The sequence below is a fragment of the Actinomadura madurae genome (genome assembly GCF_047130825.1).
In the GTDB taxonomy this organism is placed as follows: Bacteria; Actinomycetota; Actinomycetes; order Streptosporangiales; family Streptosporangiaceae; genus Spirillospora; species Spirillospora madurae.
Window position 1 is genome coordinate 6,735,803 of the sequence record NZ_CP083237.1, and the last position, 15,672, is coordinate 6,751,474.

At 66.9% G+C, this 15,672-nt stretch carries 14 protein-coding genes; 9 read left to right on the plus strand and 5 right to left on the minus strand.

The features are described 5' to 3' along the window. Window positions 1-53: 53 nt before the first annotated feature. A complete protein-coding gene (locus tag K8Z49_RS30910; protein ID WP_021591453.1) occupies window positions 54-548 on the minus strand; it encodes a hypothetical protein in 495 nt (164 codons plus the stop codon). A gap of 265 nt (window positions 549-813) precedes the next feature. On the opposite strand from K8Z49_RS30910, the gene K8Z49_RS30915 reads away from it, so the two are divergent. Further along, complete coding sequence (locus tag K8Z49_RS30915; protein ID WP_412515862.1) at window positions 814-1,404, plus strand: TetR/AcrR family transcriptional regulator; 591 nt, start codon at window positions 814-816, stop codon at window positions 1,402-1,404. Next, window positions 1,401-1,808: a hypothetical protein gene (locus K8Z49_RS30920; protein WP_412515863.1), complete on the plus strand. Its 408-nt coding sequence runs from the start codon at window positions 1,401-1,403 to the stop codon at window positions 1,806-1,808. The genes K8Z49_RS30915 and K8Z49_RS30920 overlap by 4 nt, the downstream gene beginning before the upstream one ends. Here K8Z49_RS30920 and K8Z49_RS30925 read toward each other — a convergent pair. Both K8Z49_RS30925 and K8Z49_RS30930 read right to left on the minus strand, forming a co-directional pair. Then, a complete protein-coding gene (locus tag K8Z49_RS30925; protein WP_412515864.1) occupies window positions 1,798-2,664 on the minus strand; it encodes a MauE/DoxX family redox-associated membrane protein in 867 nt (288 codons plus the stop codon). The two genes, K8Z49_RS30920 and K8Z49_RS30925, sit on opposite strands and share 11 nt — an antisense overlap. After that, window positions 2,661-4,598: an ABC transporter ATP-binding protein gene (locus K8Z49_RS30930; protein WP_412515865.1), complete on the minus strand. Its 1,938-nt coding sequence runs from the start codon at window positions 4,596-4,598 to the stop codon at window positions 2,661-2,663. Before K8Z49_RS30930 ends, K8Z49_RS30925 begins: the two co-directional genes overlap by 4 nt. Window positions 4,599-4,886: 288 nt before the next feature. Here K8Z49_RS30930 and K8Z49_RS30935 point away from each other — a divergent pair, with 288 nt between their 5' ends. Together K8Z49_RS30935 and lanL are read left to right on the plus strand one after the other, a co-directional pair. Beyond that, window positions 4,887-5,057 (plus strand): SflA family class IV lanthipeptide, encoded by a 171-nt coding sequence (locus tag K8Z49_RS30935; RefSeq protein ID WP_021591459.1) that lies wholly within the window; start codon window positions 4,887-4,889, stop codon window positions 5,055-5,057. Window positions 5,058-5,197: 140 nt separating this feature from the next. Further along, window positions 5,198-7,771, plus strand: coding sequence for a class IV lanthionine synthetase LanL (lanL, locus tag K8Z49_RS30940; RefSeq protein ID WP_412515866.1), 2,574 nt, complete (start codon window positions 5,198-5,200; stop codon window positions 7,769-7,771). A gap of 21 nt (window positions 7,772-7,792) precedes the next feature. On the opposite strand, the gene K8Z49_RS30945 is transcribed toward lanL, so the two are convergent. Then, the gene (locus K8Z49_RS30945; RefSeq protein ID WP_412515867.1) at window positions 7,793-9,652 is read right to left on the minus strand and encodes a tetratricopeptide repeat protein; all 1,860 of its coding nucleotides are present in this window, start codon (window positions 9,650-9,652) and stop codon (window positions 7,793-7,795) included. Between the two features lie 874 nt (window positions 9,653-10,526). Between K8Z49_RS30945 and K8Z49_RS30950 the strand changes: the two genes are divergently transcribed. From K8Z49_RS30950 to K8Z49_RS30965, 4 genes are all read left to right on the plus strand, one after another. Further along, window positions 10,527-11,366: a tyrosine-type recombinase/integrase gene (locus tag K8Z49_RS30950; protein WP_412515868.1), complete on the plus strand. Its 840-nt coding sequence runs from the start codon at window positions 10,527-10,529 to the stop codon at window positions 11,364-11,366. Beyond that, window positions 11,363-11,641, plus strand: a complete 279-nt coding sequence (locus tag K8Z49_RS30955; RefSeq protein ID WP_412515869.1) for a tyrosine-type recombinase/integrase — start codon at window positions 11,363-11,365, stop codon at window positions 11,639-11,641. The genes K8Z49_RS30950 and K8Z49_RS30955 overlap by 4 nt, the downstream gene beginning before the upstream one ends. Before the next feature lie 345 nt (window positions 11,642-11,986). Next, window positions 11,987-13,096: a DNA cytosine methyltransferase gene (locus tag K8Z49_RS30960; RefSeq protein WP_412515870.1), complete on the plus strand. Its 1,110-nt coding sequence runs from the start codon at window positions 11,987-11,989 to the stop codon at window positions 13,094-13,096. A gap of 98 nt (window positions 13,097-13,194) precedes the next feature. Then, on the plus strand, window positions 13,195-13,566 hold the full coding sequence (locus K8Z49_RS30965; RefSeq protein ID WP_412521200.1) for a very short patch repair endonuclease: 372 nt from the start codon (window positions 13,195-13,197) through the stop codon (window positions 13,564-13,566). Window positions 13,567-13,633: 67 nt separating this feature from the next. Here the strand turns inward: K8Z49_RS30965 and K8Z49_RS30970 are convergent, their stop codons facing one another. Further along, a complete protein-coding gene (locus K8Z49_RS30970) occupies window positions 13,634-13,954 on the minus strand; it encodes a hypothetical protein (RefSeq protein WP_412515871.1) in 321 nt (106 codons plus the stop codon). 997 nt (window positions 13,955-14,951) lie between these two features. Here K8Z49_RS30970 and K8Z49_RS30975 point away from each other — a divergent pair. Then, entirely contained in the window at window positions 14,952-15,614 is a 663-nt protein-coding gene (locus K8Z49_RS30975; protein ID WP_412515872.1) for a hypothetical protein, read from the plus strand. Window positions 15,615-15,672: the final 58 nt, after the last annotated feature.

Below are 15,672 nucleotides of genomic sequence, written 5' to 3' on the forward strand. Positions count from 1 at the left end.
GGCACCAAACCCCCCGACATCGGCAAAATCACCAGCCTCCGCGGGAGGAAGGCTCACGCGGATTCGTCGAGAAGGTGCTCGTTCCATACGGCCGCCGCCCGCTCATGGGAGTCGACTCCGGCGAAGAAGGCGTCGGCCAGCGCGGCGTAGTCCGGCTCTTCGACGCCCGTGACGTCGATGAACTTGGGCCGGTAGACCGCGAACCCCTGCGGCGATGTCCGCGGCCGGTACGGAACGGCCATCTTGATCGCATGCCGCTCGGGGCCGTACTCGACGGCGTCGACGATCAGCGCGTCGACCCTTCCCCTGTCGAGGTGGAGGTAGGCGTCGACGACGAGTGCCGCGCGGACCCTGCCGTCCCGTCCCTCTTCCAGAGCGGCCTGGCCGGCTCGTGCGGCGTCGCCGACGTCGTCGAAGACGAGCCGGTCCATTCCCTGGCCGCCGTCCGCGTCCACGTACCCGAGCATGGGGATCAGCGTCTCCCCGTCGGCGACGCTCCAGACGCCGTGAGCGGCGTAGAACCCGGCCATCCGTGCGATCTCGCGCATGGCGCGCCAGCGTACCGGTCGTCCGGCCCCTCGGTCCGCGGTGTCGAGGACGTCAGGCCTGGAGGTGGGGGAGGTGGCGGTCCAGGCGGCGGGGAGGCCACCAGTTGGCCTCGCCCATCAGGACCATCAGGGCGGCGACGAGGACGAGCCGCACCGATGGCCTGGTCGACCGCCTGCCGATGGTCGGAGACGATCAATGCACCACCCGTGACCTGCCGCCGAGCACACGTTCGACAGGACTGACCGAACGATCTAAAATCTGACCATGCGGTCTAATATCGACGCGGGCCCGCCCCTCACCCGCACCCAGAGGGCCCGCCGCGACGACATCGTCTGCGCGGCCATCGCGATCATCAACCGCGACGGCTACGCGGCCGCCTCGATCGACAAGATCGCGCGGGAGGCGGCGACGTCCAAGAGCACCGTCCTGTACCACTTCAAGACGAAGGAGGCGATCAACGAGGCCCTGGTCGGCTCGCTGTTCGAGGACGGCGCGTCCGCCATGGCGCCGCACATCGCCGGGGCCGGGACGCACCCGGAGAAGCTGCGCGCCTATCTGACGTCCAACCTCCGCTACATCGCCGACCACGCGGCCCACATCACCGCGGTGCACCGGATCCTGGAGAACACCGACCTCCGGCCACCAGGGGACGATCCGGTCGCCTGGCTGGCCCGATTCCTCGCCGACGGTCAAGAGGCTGGAGAGTTCGGCGCGTTCGACCCGCATGTCGTGGCCCTGTCGATCCGTGCCGTCATCGACAACGCCTCCTTCTACTTCACGGCCCATGCCGACCTCGACTTCGACCACTACATCGGCGAGATCACCCGGCTGTTCGAGAAGGCGACGCGGCGATGACCGGGGCCTCGGACCGGCCGGCGGCCAGGACGGCGTTCCGCGCCATCAAGCTGCTGGTCGGCTGCTACGTCGCGGTCAGCCTCGGGGCGATCGCCGTCCTCGGCGTCCTCCACGGCCACCCGTCGGTCGCGCCGCGGGAGGCCTGGGCCCACGCCGTCATCGTGGCCGTCACCGCGACGCTGATGATGGCCTCCTCCGTCCAGGCCGCCAAGGGCAGCGCGTCGGCCTACCGCCGCCTCCGCATCGCCTCGTCGGTCATGCTCGCCGCGATCGTCGTCATCACCGCCATCCCGGGTGATTTCCCCCTCTGGATGAAGTCCGAAGGCGTCTTCTGCGGCGTGCTCCTCTGCGGCGTGGTCGTCATCGCCAACCGCAGGCCGCTGCGGGACGCCTTCAGCGGTTGATCGCGGCCTGGTCGAGGAGGGCCGCGAGGCGGGCGAGGGTGTCGGTGCCGTCCGCGGCGAGGATCGTCCCGTCCGGATCGGTGACGACGGCGTACGGCGGCCACGGGATGCCGTTGGCGTCGAAGACGTCGGGATCGATCACGAGCGGGAGCCGGACGTCATGCGCGGCGAGATGGGCGCGGATCTCGTCCGGCGGCCCCGCGCTCACCAGGACGACCCGCATCCGTCCCGCGACCTCGGTGAACTCGGGGAGCATGGCGGTGCAGAGGCCGCATGACGGTGAGATGAGCGCGAACAGCGTCGGGCCGTCGGTCACCGTCTCCGGTCCGGCCGCCAGCTTGAAGCGTGTGCCCTCGCGCGGGGCGGGGGGCGTCGCGACGGGCGGGAACAGGCGCGGCACGGCCGCGACCAGGGCGAGGGCGAGTACCGAAAGGGGAGGTTGGACGGCGGAGAAGCCGGCCGGTCCCGCGACCACGGCCGCGATGGACAGGAGCAGCAGCAGACCCGTCCGCGCCAGGCTCGCCGGGCCCACCGGCGTCGGACGGTTCGCGCCGAAACACCCGCATTCGACGCTCATCCCCCGCCGAAGGACGGAGACCATCGCGCCCAGGAACGCGGCGAACAGCAAGGCCGCGAGGAGAGCACCCCAGCGCCGCGTGATGGGGAGCGCGAGAAGCAGCGCCGCGCCTGTCTCGGCGGCGAGGACCAGGATCGCGGCCGGGACGCCGAGGCGATCCGGCAGGATCCGGTAGCCGGCGATCACCCGCCCGAAGCCGCCGACATCACGGACCTTGCCCGCCACCGCCGCCGCCAGGACGACGATCAGTACCGGCCAGGCCGCCGCGAGCACGGTCATGGCGCCCCCGGCTCCGCGGGGACCAGGTCGTCGCCGAGCTGGTACGCGGAGGCCTGCAACCGGTACAGATCGGCGTACAGCCCGCCGAGCCGCAGCAATTCGGGATGGCTTCCGTGCTCGACGACGCGCCCGTGGTCGAGCACGTAGATCCGGTCGGCGAAGCGGACGCTGGCGAGCCGATGGGTGATGAGCACGACAGTGCGTCCCGCCGCGTGGTGCCGGATCCGCTCGAACAGCGCGTGCTCGGCGCGGGCGTCCAGCGCGGACGTCGGCTCGTCGAAGATGACCAGGTCGGCGTCCCGGTAGAAGCCGCGGGCGGCGGCGATGCGCTGCCACTGCCCGCCCGACAGGTCGTGACCGCCCCGGAAACGGCGGTCGAGCAGCGCGTCGTACCCGGCGGGCAACTCGCCGACCACCGCGTCCGCGCCCGCCGCCGCGACCGCCTCCGCGAGCCGGTCCGCGTCGGCGGGACGGCCCATCATGACGTTCTCTCGGACGGTCAGCGGCCACCGGGTGTGGTCCTGGGCGATCACCGAGACCCGCTGCCGCAGCGCCTCGCCGTCGATGCCCGCGAGGTCGGTCTCGTCCCAGCGGATCGTCCCGGCGTTCGGGCGGTACAGGCCCGCGAGCAGCTTGGCCAGGGTCGTCTTGCCCGACCCGTTCTCGCCGACGAGCGCGATCACCTCGCCCCGCGCGACCGTGACGCTGACCTCCGACAGCGCCGGCGCGTCCGCCTCCGGGTAGGTGAACGAGACGCGGTCGGCGGTCAGCCGGTGGAACCCGTCGGGCGGTACCCCGGCGGACGGCGGCGGGACCCGGTGCTCGGCCAGCTCGCAGAACTCCAGGTAGTCGCCGAAGTACAGGCCGGCCTCGTACAGCCGGTTGACGCTCTGGACGAGCGCCGTCAGCGACGTCTGCCCCGCCCTGATCGCGAGGACGGCCGCGCCCGCGACCGACAGCGGGATCACGCCGCCCGACAGCATGACGCCCAGCGCGCAGTACGCGCCGACGTTCGCGACACCGGTCATCAGGTCCCCGGCCGCCTTGGTGCGGGTCTGGTCGCGGGCGACGTCCAGCTGGACGCGCTGTTCGAGATCGGCGACCCGGTCGTACTGGCCCAGCAGGAACCCGCGCAGCGTGAACGCCCGCACCTCGGCGGCGGGCAGCCGCTCGGCCATCAGGTCCGACAGCATGAACTTGCGCCGACGCGCCGTCGACAGCCGGTGGAACGCCGCGTACCGCAGCCGCGCCACGCGCAGCGCCGCCCAGCCCGCCGGGACCGCCGTGACCAGCAGCAGCGGCGCCAGCGCGGGATGCAGCAGCCCGAGCGCCACCGCGGGCGCCGCCACCCCGACCGCGCCGGTCGTCGCGGTGACCGTCATCTCCACCACGGTCGCCGAGTCGGGGACGCCGCTGTCACGCGCCCGCCGCATCGCGTTGTGGAACTCGTGGTCGTCGAACGCGGTCAGCTCGACCCGGGTCGTCAGCTCGAACAGCCGCGTCTCCGCCGCCCGCTCGACCTGCGGTTTCAGCCGGGCCTGCGCCCAGCCCGCCGCGGTCGTCAGCGCGCCGCGCAGCCCCGCCGCCGCCGCGACCAGCGCCAGCGACGGCAGCGCCGCCCGCACCTTGTCCGGCGTCGGTCCGCCGGCGAACAGCGAGGCGAGCACCTCGGACGTGGCGAGCAGCCCGAACGCCGTGAACACCCCGGCCAGCACGTTGCCGCCCAGCGCCACCGCGCTGTCCCGGCGGTTCGCCCGCCACGCCAGCCGCAGCGCGGCGGCCACGAGCGCGGGCAGCTGCCGGACCATCGTCCCGAGGCCGGCGGACATCAGCTCGGCGTCGTGGGCCTCCCAGTAACGGGTCTCCAGCCCAGCCTCGTCGCTCTCGTCGTCCTTGGCGGGACGGCGCGGCCGGCGCGGCAGCCTCAGCCGCATCCGGTCGATCCCTGCCCCGATGGCCTGCGCCGGGACGGCCCGCGTTTCATGATCACCGGGCCAAGGTAGATCATCACGGAACGGATGTAAATGCCTGGAACAGGGAAGAGTTTCGTGGCTGGACAGTTTGGACAACGTCTGCTCATAATGCGTCCGTCAAGATCATCCGGTGGTCGTGAAGGCGACTCCACCGGATGGTCCGGTGCGGGAAATGGCGCCCACAAAGCGCCGTTCCCCGGCTCACGTCCCCTCGCCGGCCGCCACGAGCGGCCAAGGAAGGAGCCCCCCATGTCCGTGCTCGCGATCGAGCCCCGCGACGCCGGCGTCCTCGACATCGAGGACCTCGACGTCGATTTCGAGATGGAGCTGATGGAGCTGCTCCACGGGCCGCAGGCCTGCGTGAACACCTGCAAGCGCACGGTGTGCTCCACCTTCCCCTGCTGTCCGTCGATCGTCTGACCCACCCCTGAAGCGGCGCCGGCCCCCGCGACCCGCGGCGGCCGCGGTGGCCCGCGCCCATGCGCCGGAGAAAGGCCACCGGCCCGTCCAGTGGTCTTTCTCCGGTCATACACAATTCAACGACACCACGGGGGAGACGAATGGCGACGTCACGTCCCGACAGTGCGGACACGCCGGTTTTCGATGTGCTGGAGTACCTGGCGGGCATTGCCCATGGGAATGGTAGGGAAATAGTCGCGGACGATACGTGGGTCAGCGTGCACGACCCCCGGTTCGACATTCCCGCCCAGGGCTGGAAGCTGCACGTCTCGGCCCGTCCCGGCACCCTGGCCGCGACCCTCGACCGGGTCCTCCCCGTGCTGCTCGACACCGCCTGCGACTTCAAGGCCGCCCGCTCCGCGGCCGTCCTCAGCGACCTGAACTCGGGCGACGGAGACGCCGGCGCGGTCGGCAAGGCCGTCACCGTCTACCCGGCGCAGGACGAGGTCACCGCCCTCGGCCACGCCCTCGCCGAGGCCCTGGCCGGCATGGCGGGCCCGCGCATCGTCAGCGACCGCCGCGTCCGCCCCGACGCGCCCGTCTACTACCGGTACGCCCCGTTCCTCCCGCAGTACAAGGTCGACGAGAACGGCGAGTTCTCGCTGATCGTCGTCGGCCCGTCCGGCGACACCCTCCCCGGCGCCGCGGGAGCCGAGTTCACCTGCCCACCCTGGGCAACCGACCCCTTCCGGAGCGCCCCTTCCGAGGCGGCCGCGCCGGCCGCGGCCGCGTCGGCGACGGCGGCCACGAAACCGGGCCGCCTGATCGGCGGACGCTACCGGGTGACGTCCGGCGTGATGCGAGGCCCGCGCGGCAGCGTCTACCGAGCCGAGGCCCCGGACGGCCGCCCGGTCGTCGTCAAGGAGACCCGCGCCTACGTCGGCGAACGCCCCGAAGGCTTCGACCTGCGCATGTACCTCCGCAACGAACTACGCATCCTCCGCGCCCTGACCGGCGTCCCGGGCGTCCCCGAGGCCCTCGACCACTTCCGGCACGGCGAGGACGAGTACCTCGTCATGACCGACGCCGGCACCACCGACCTCAACCGCCACGTCGCCGAGTCCGGCGTGTACAGGGACGGCGACCTGACCGCCCTGGCGTCCCGGGTCCTGGAGGTTTTGGACGCGGTGCACGAGCGCGGCGTGGTCGTCCGCGACCTCTCCCCGAAGAACATCGTTGTCGAGGACGGCCACTGCACGCTCATCGACTTCGGCACCAGCGGCTACGAGGACCTGCAGATGCCCGGCTGGAGCCGCGGTTTCAGCGTCCCCGACCAGCGCACCGGACGTCCGTCCACCCCTGCCGACGACTACTTCTCCCTGGGCGCGACCCTCTTCTACGCGGCGACCGGACTGAACCCCGTCATCATCGACCCCGACCCCGTCCGGGGGGTGGAACGCACCCTCCAGTGCCTGTCCCGGATCTTCCCGGACCCCATGGGCACCGTCGCCCTCCTACCCCACCTGCTCAGCCTGGACCCCACCGAACGAACGTCCGCCGCGGAGTCAATCCGAACCGGCGGCGAGGCGCCGACCCCGCGTCCGTACGCACCCCCAATCCACCTGACCGACGACCTCCTATCCGCGGTCCTCGCACACACCACCCGCGAGGTCATGGGCTACGCGGAACGCCTGATGGAGGGCCCCGCCGACGCCCGCCGCTCCGCACCCCCGGTAACCAACGTCTACGCAGGCTCCGCCGGAGTGGGCATGGAGCTACTCCAACACCCCGAAGCCCGAACGATGGGCCTCGACTTGGCGCACTGGACGGCCGCAAACCTACCCCCGGCGAACCTCCCCCCGTCCCTGTACTTCGGCCTAACAGGAACGGCCATCTTCCTAACCACCGCCGGAGTCCCCTCACCCGGGCAAGTGCAGTTGACCGGCGAGGAACGCGCGGACCAGGCCCACGGTCTGGCAGGCATAGGCACCGGGCACCTCCTCCTGGCGTCCCTCACCCCAGACGGCGACCACCTCGCAACGGCCACCGAATGCGCCCGCCGCCTGCTGGCCGGCGACTTCACCGAGCCGGACGCCCTCCCCGAACAACTCCTTGCATTCGAACCGTCCGGCGCGGGCCTGGACGTCGACACCGCCTACGCCCACGGCGCCGCAGGCGTAGCCGACTTCCTCCTGGCCCACCACCTCGCCACCGGCGACACCGCCTCCGGCGAAGGCGCCCGCGAACGCTTCACCGCCCTGGCCAAGTCAGCCGAAGCCCTGACCGACGAACTGGCCTCCCCGTCCGGACGTCCCATGGGCGCATCCTGGTGCCAGGGCATGTCAGGCGTGGCAACGGCCCTCCTCCACGCCGCTGCCGCCTACAACGACGACACCTACCTGTCGCTGGCCACCCGAATAGCCGACGCCTGCACCCAGGTAGCCCCTCGCGCCTGGGTGACGTCCCAGTGCTGCGGCCTAGCAGGCATAGGCGAAGCCCTGATCGACGTGGCCCAAGCAACCGACGACAACACCTACTGGGCCCACGCAGAACAAATAGCCGAACTAATGCTCATCCGATCCGGCGGCCCCCACGAGGCCCCCACCTTCCCAGGCAACGACCTAGATACCCAAGCCTTCACCTGGGCAACAGGCACAGCCGGCGTCCTAACCTTCCTACGCCGCCTGACAACCCGCACGCCCTCCCGCCTATGGCACCCCGGATCAGCCACCTGACCCTCCCGGGGACGAGCGGGTCTAGGTGGGTACGGAGCTGTGCGCGCCACCGATGGCGCTCTGAAGCCCTTGAGCGTGGTCACGCAACTCCGGCGGGAGATCCTCGCCAAGCAAGGGGGTCAACCTCTGGCGCGCTTCATCGATTCGGCCGAGCTCGACCAGCAACATCACCCGGTTAAGGTCCAGGATCGGACTGCTCTCCCCGCCGGCTGCGACGTGCTCGATGTCGTCCAAGGCGTCGTCCAGCCGATGAGCCATATGCAAAACGGCCGAGCGCTCCATGCGCAAGGGCACGGAATCGGAGTCCTGATCGAGACCGCGATCGAGGATTCGCAGAGCTTCGGAGATGTCATCACGACTCGCGGCGATGCGTGCCCGGAAAACGATGAATCGCTCGTCCGACGCCAGCTCCGCATCGCTCTGATCGAGGACGCGCTCGGCCTCGTCGAGCATGCCGGAGTCGATCAGGACCTCACTCAACAGCGCGAGAGCCTCTTCGTCCGCCGAGTCCATGTCACAGGCGATCCGGAGATCGTCGATCGCGCCGTCGAGATCCCCCTCCTCCCGGCGCAGGAGCGCTCTGTTCTGGTAGGCCTCGGGACCGGTGATGCAATGCTCGATCGCGACATTCAAGTCGTCGAGCGATTCAGACACCCGCCCTGCCGCATGCAGTGCGATCGCTCTGTCAACACGGTACTCCGCGGTATGTGAGTCCTTCTCAACGACGTAACTGAGATCCTCGATCGCACGGTCGACCTGCCCGACCTTCATATGCAGTGTCGACCGGTTGTCGTGGACGACAACGTCATGCTGCAACTCATCAAGCGTGCCGAACTGAGTGCGGAGGAGCTCAAGATCCCGGTCAAGCAGAGCGATACCACCAGCGAGATCACCGCGATGCATCGAGACCAGTGCCCGCGCATTCAACAGGAAAGCCTCACAATGGCATCGCAAACGCGGGTCTTCGATGTCGACGGCGGCCGCCTCAGCCTGATCCAGCGCAGCAGAGACTTTGGTGAGACTCCGCTCTTCAGGCGGCGCGTATCTCGTGTAGACCATGGCCCTGACGTAATGACCGGTCACATGCAGGGCGGGATCGCTGCGCTCCTTGAGAGCGGAATCAAAGGCGGAGAGTGCCGCGTACGGCTGCTCGGTCTGGAGGAACGCCATGCCGTAAGCGTTCAGCGCCGCATGGTAGTCACTGTCGCTCTCATCTGCTGAAGCCCCGGAGGCGAGGAACTGCCGACCGTACCTCAGAGCAGCCTCGTAGTGACCCAACCCAGCCGCATCGATCAGAAGCCGCCGCAGGTGAGACCTGGCAGCATCAGGCGAGGTACCCCGCAGAAGATGAAACACCAGCGCAGCACGATGGTGCGATCCATCAATGAGCTCTGCGGCCTTGGCATCGTGCCATGACCGACGCTCCCCCGCGCCGGCCAAGCGGGGCATCTCGACCATCTCCGCCGCCTGCACATCGGGATAGAGCCTCGCCTCACCGCCATCACTCGGGCGGCGAGCGATCCGGAGCCCTGTCGAAGACCGGCGGACCCGCCGGTCGAGGGCATCCAGCAACTCGCGATCGGTCTCATCCGCCAGCTCCGCATGGCAGACCTCAATCGACAGGTCCGACAGAACTCCGTCCGCCACAAGGAGCTTGGCCAGCTCATAGCAAACGAGCCTCACATGGCTTTGCCCGTAAAACCTGGTGCGCCAACGCGGGTCGACGGTCAAGCTCAGAGGCAGTATCGAAGGGTCCATGTCCATCGAGGGCACGCCGATGAACGCACGAACGATGTGTTCCTTGATGCTGATCGGTCCACCTGAACGGGCCGCATCCACGAGAGCAAGCAACCGCCGCCCGAGGGTGAACGGCCCGTCCAAGTCGTGACCGGCGCACACACGGATTGTGTCTCTCATTGTGATCACCGGTCCCTGCGAATCAGAAAATGTAGCCGAACCTCAGCGACGTCATCCGTCGCATCCGGTTGCTACTCACACTCGTCCGCAGCACGATGTTCACCCCCCTCCGACAAACCGTCACCAGGCATGAGAAGCCGCGCCCGCACCCAACAGGAGACTGATACCAGCCAACCCTACGCGCCCCCAGCTTCAAATCGGCTTCATCACAAACGACAAAAGTAGTCCCAGCCCGATATCGGCGCACTCACAGCTCGTACGGCAAGCTCTGACCGGTCACCGACTCCATTCAACGAGCAGTCCGAAATCGACTCGTGACAGTGTGTTCCCTTGGACTTAAACATCAAAGGGGAAATCCAAGGTAACCCCGAGCTCTCTCTCGCCTGCCAATTCAGTGTCGGGCCGGCGAGATTTGAACCCACGATCTCCTCATCCCGAAGGGCGTATTGTACGTTTTCTGCGACTCGCAGATAAAGCTTGATCTCTGTAAAATCCCAGGTAGATGACCTGTTCGGCTGCCAGCGCGTGATCTCTAGGGCCACGCCATCACTCGCAGTCCGGGGTCAAACGAGGGTCAGATGATCAAGCCTGAGAGGCGGAAGCCCATGGGGCAGACACGCAAGAGAGTGGGCAAGGACGGCAAGCCTCGCTACACGGCCTACTACGACGACATTCGCGGCCAGCGAAGGTCTGCCGGAACCTTTGCGAGCAAAAAGAAGCGGACAAAGCCTGGCAACGCGCCGAAGTTAAGGTATCGGAAGGTCGAACCGGAGAACCTTCCCGCGGAAGACAGCGATTCAGAGACTACGTCGAGAACACCTGGCTCCCGAACCATGAGATGGAGGCCAGCACCCGGGAGGGCTACACCTACGCCATCTACAAACACCTCATGCCGGAGTTCGGCGGCATGCGGATGGTCGACATCCTCCCCGAGCACGTCCGAGCCTGGATCGCCAAGCTCAAGAACCAGGGCATGAAGCCCGTGACCATCCAGTGCAACAAGATCATCCTCAGTGCCATCTTCACCACGGCACTGGACGACCAGGTCACCTACCTGCACCCCTGCCGTGGGGTGAAGTCTCCGCCCATCGCGCGCAAGCCTCTCCAGATCGTCACGCCCGAGCAGTTCGATGACGTCTACAACGCCCTCCCCGAAGGCACCTTCCGCCTCCTCGCCGAAACCGAGATCGAGAGCGGCCTCCGCTGGGGCGAACTCAGCGAGCTGCGTCCCAAGGACCTCAACCTCAAGACGCGCATCCTCACGGTCAGCCGCATGGTCGTGGAGTTGAACCCGAAGTTCCACCCGGAGGGCGGCCACTTCCTCGTCAAGGACTACCCGAAGGACAAGGAGTACCGCCGCTTCAAATTCAGCGCCCAGATGACCGAGAAGCTCGAAGAGCCCACCAGGACGGCGCGCCTCACCCGAGACGACCTCTTCTTCCACATGCCGCCCCAGGACAAGCCCCGAGCCCGCATCACCGAGATCCCAGACCCGGAGACACTCGGCCGAACCGAACCGAACCGAATGAGAAGGGCCGCACCTACAACCACGGCACTCTCAGCGGCTACACCGCCGGGCGCTGCCGCTGCGACTACTGCCGAGGCGCCTTCTCCCTCTACAGAGCTGCCCGCCGCGCCAACGGCAAAGACAACCCGCGCCCCCTCCGCACGCGCATGACGGATGGCCACATCCCCAACGACTGGTTCCGCCGCGACATCTGGAACCCGGCCATCGCCGCCGCTGGCCTCGACTTCAGGCCGACCATGCGCGACCTACGCCACGCCCACGCCTCCTGGCTCCTCAACGGCGGCGCCGACCTCCAAATAGTCAAAGAACGCCTAGGCCACGCCTCCATCGCTACCACCGAGCGCTACCTACACACCCTCCCCGATGCCGACGAAACAGCCCTAGAGGCCCTCGCCAGAACCCGCAACCGCTCAACCACCCGATAGCCGACTGACGCAGTCTTCGAAGGACCGGACAACCCGGCCCTTCGGGTGCTTGTTCAAGCTTGCCGACAACAATCCAGCGTCGGCCTTGAAGATGGCGAGGCCTTCCATGCCCGGCGAGTGATCCAGCACCACCGCGACACGATCGACGGTTGCTCGGCCCCACCGTCCTCACCCTCATGGCCACACCCGCTGGACAAACCCGCGATGATGAGTCGCGAGTGCAGAGGACGCCGTCGGCGGCGCACGATACGCTGCGTAGCTGCTGGCGCCGCCGTCGCCCAACGTGGATGATCTCGTGAGGAACCTGCGGCGGAATCAGGAACGAACGACCTACCTGGAGATCAAGTGCAACCCCGCAAGATCGTGGACCTGTTCGCTGGCCCCGGTGGACTTGATGTGGCGGCGGAGAAGCTTGGTGTCCCGACCGTCGGCCTCGAGTGGGAGGCCTCCGCCTGTGAGACACGACGTAAGGCTGGCCTAGAGACCGTCGAAGATGACGTGCGCGGCTACGGGCCTACCGACTTCCCCGATGCGAACGTGCTGGCCGGCGGCCCCCCTTGTCAGACGTTCACCGTCGCTGGCACCGGCGTTGGTCGCAAGGCTCTTGACGACGTTCTGAGCTTCGTCGAGCGAATGGTCAATCGAGAAGATCGCGATGTGATCGCGAAAGATCTCAACAATCTGAGTGATGAGCGGACCGGCCTGGTTCTCGAGCCGCTGCGCTGGGCGCTTGAGGCGATCGACCTGTGGAAGATCCCCTACAAGGCCATCGTTCTCGAGCAGGTTCCGGCGGTCCTGCCCGTATGGGAGGCCTACGCGAAGGCCTTGCAGGGCGAGGGGTACGCCGTTGATTGCGATGTGTTGAGCACGGAAATGTACGGCGTCCCGCAAACCCGCAAGCGGGCTGTCCTCATCGCTCGCCTGGATGCTGAGTCGGTCAGCCTCCCCAGTCCCACTCACCGGGCCTATCGCAAGGGCGTGCGGCGGGATGAGGGCAATCCAAGCCTGGAGCCGTGGGTGACGATGGAGGATGCGCTCGATCGCCCCTACCGGTTCTCCGTGATCTCGAACTACGGCACAGGGGGCGATCCGAAGGATCGTGGCCGTCGAGCCCACAACGAGCCCTCAGCCACCGTAACCGGAAAGATTTTCCGTAACCGCGTCGTCTCCGATGACGAAGAAGAGCTGCCTCGCTTTAGCTACTTGGAAGCCGGCCAGCTCCAGACCTTCCCGCGGGACTACCCTTGGGAAGGGAGGGACGTGGGTCAGCAGATCGGGAACGCTGTCCCCCCTCGTCTGGCGATGCACGTTCTCTGTGCGGCATTCGGCTGGTCGGCGCCTACCGATGGGATGCTCAGGAAGCTTGAAACCTGGAGAAGCGCAACGACAGCTCCGGGCGGTCGAGATGACGTGACCGCTAAGAATAACGCCTCCGGTGCTCGCTGTGCGGTTTAGCCTGTTCACCTCGGTATGCCTCGCTGGATAAGCCTACGGTGGTATCCATGATGATTGTGCGGCCGACCGTCGCCTCGAGTCCCGGCGTCCGCAGGAGCATGAAAGCCAACAGAGGACGCGACACCCAGCCGGAACTGGCACTCAGGCGTGCCGTGCATGCCTTGGGACTCCGCTACCGAGTCTCGGTACGGCCGCTCCCGGATGTGAGGCGTACGGCGGATTTGGTCTTCACACGTGCCAAAGTGGCGGTCTTCCTTGACGGATGCTTCTGGCACGGTTGTCCGGACCATCACACGAAGGCGGCTACCAACGCTGCTTACTGGGCCGACAAGGTCGAAAAAAATCGCGCGCGTGATCGGGAGACCGATGCCTTGCTCAAGGCCGCAGGTTGGGTGACTGTGAGGATCTGGGAACACGAGGACCCCAGAGAAGCGGCACTCAAGGTCGAATCGATCGTACGCGCGAGGTGAAGGTTCCGCTGATCTCCAGAAAGCGGAAGGCCCCGGCCGACCTGAACCGGGGCCTCCCACCGCTCACTTACCGCTTGCGATGCTTTAGGGCAAGCCAGCCGGCGAGTATCAAGTACACGAGGACCAGAACGCCGGTCCAGTTCGGGTCAAGGCCCGCGTGTCGAGCCAGTGAGAGGGTGCAGGTCGGGCCGCCGACGCCTACCAGGACGACGGCTCCGATCTTGGCCTTGGCCGTGCTCCGAATCTCGCCCGTGTCGGGAGAGAGGCCGAGCGCTATCTCGGCGTGTGCGCTCTCATACTCTCCGTCCGGGGACTCCTCTCCCTTTTCGGAGGGTGGTGAAGACTGCTGCCTTTCCGATGGCCCTTGCGGGGCGGCAGGCGTGATCACGGCGGTGCTTGCTCCTTTGGAGGAATGTGGGGCTATGGCGCCAGCCGCCCCGGGGAACGATCCTGGCGAGTTCTTCTCGCCTTTCGTGCCCGTCGCGAAGGGTCGATAGCGCTGCGGGCGATGAACAGCTATTGCGCATGAGGCCTTTTTGTGACGGTGCGCCAGCAAGCGGCCAATACCCCACGACCGCTCTTTCGGCCTCGCTCTGGAATCTCGGATGTTGCTGTGCGCCTTCACCGGAAGGGTGGAAAGCCACACGCGCAGTTGCAGAGACATCCACGTCTACAAGGGACCAAGCACCTCGAGTAACTCCTGGACCGGTAAAACAAGCCCGGCCTGCAATAGATTAGGAGCCGCTCGCTTAATGGTCGCTGATGTTTGTTTTCCTCCCAGTGGTGGGTCTCGGCCTTGTTCGGGTCGTGCCGACGGTGCACTCATGGTTCTACGCCACCCTTCTTTCACTTCAAGAACATGGACTTCGTACCTTTGTGGCGGCGAGGATGCCCTCGGCTTGAGGCTGCTTGGCCCGAGCCCGATCGGATATCCCCGCGTACACAGGAACGACCCTGTAAGAGAGTCATCCCACCGCCCGGGCGAGCCGGGCATAACGGAGCTTTTCTGATCAACCTCGTTGAGCGCAAGGGGTCGAGGCAAATCCGCGTGAAATATGCCCTTTTGTGTCGATTCTCACCCTTACTGTGTTAAGGTGGTGTAAGGGATAATCTGCATTTCACCCCTTACGTCGTTGATGCAGATGACCAGCTGTTGACATCCTTGCGGTGGACCGCATAATCTCCGCGAGGGCGGCTCGACTCGAGTCGTCAAGGACCCCGTGCCTGGATGAGCTTCTTAGCCTGATGGTCTGGGACCTGTAACGCTTGGATGGTCTCTTCAGGGTTGCTGACCGAGTCATTCGATGGCTGGGCTCCGCGTCAGCGTGCCGAAAGACGACCCTCCCTCGCCACTACAGGGCACAGAGGAAGGCGTTGGCGGCTCAATGAACGTTCACTCGGCCGAGAGTGGTCGGCGTCTCCACCGGGAGCAACTGGAGAAGCTTGAGCAGTCACTCAAGGACGCGTTGGCAATCGTGCAGGCCACGCCGCGTGAGAATCTGAGGGCTCAGGACTGGCTGGAGACCGCGGCCGAGGTCGGCAGGCACCTTGCTGAGTCGCGAGAGGCGCTCGCCGAGGTTCGCCACGACGTCGTTGGTGGAGCCCGAACGGCGTTGCTTCTCTACTTTCGCAGTCATCCTGGGGAAGAGGTCTCGCCCCATCAACTGGAGGGTGTGGCGGCCATCCGGGCATGGGCCCGACGTATCCGCGAACTTCGTCAGGTCGGTTGGGACATCGACACGGCACGTGCGGGTGCTGACGCGCCCTACCGGCTCAATGCTCCATACCTGGAGGAGGCTGTTGCCTCGAGCGAAGAGACCATCGGATCGATCGGTGGCGCAACCCCAGGTGAGAGACTGATCGAATACCTCCTCCACATCAGTCCCTGGCCAGCGAGCCCCCAGCAGCTTGAACGCGTTGCCAAGGTTCCGACATGGCGCCAAGAGCTGCGCCAACTGATCGAAGAGGGTTGGCTGATCGAGTCGCATGACGACGCCCCCGCGGAGATTCCGCCCGGACACCATCGGCTGGCGAACTTGGAGTCATGACGGCTGGTTTGTTCGCTCATGGGGCCCAGCTGTCGTACCCGTCTGGCATGACGTTACT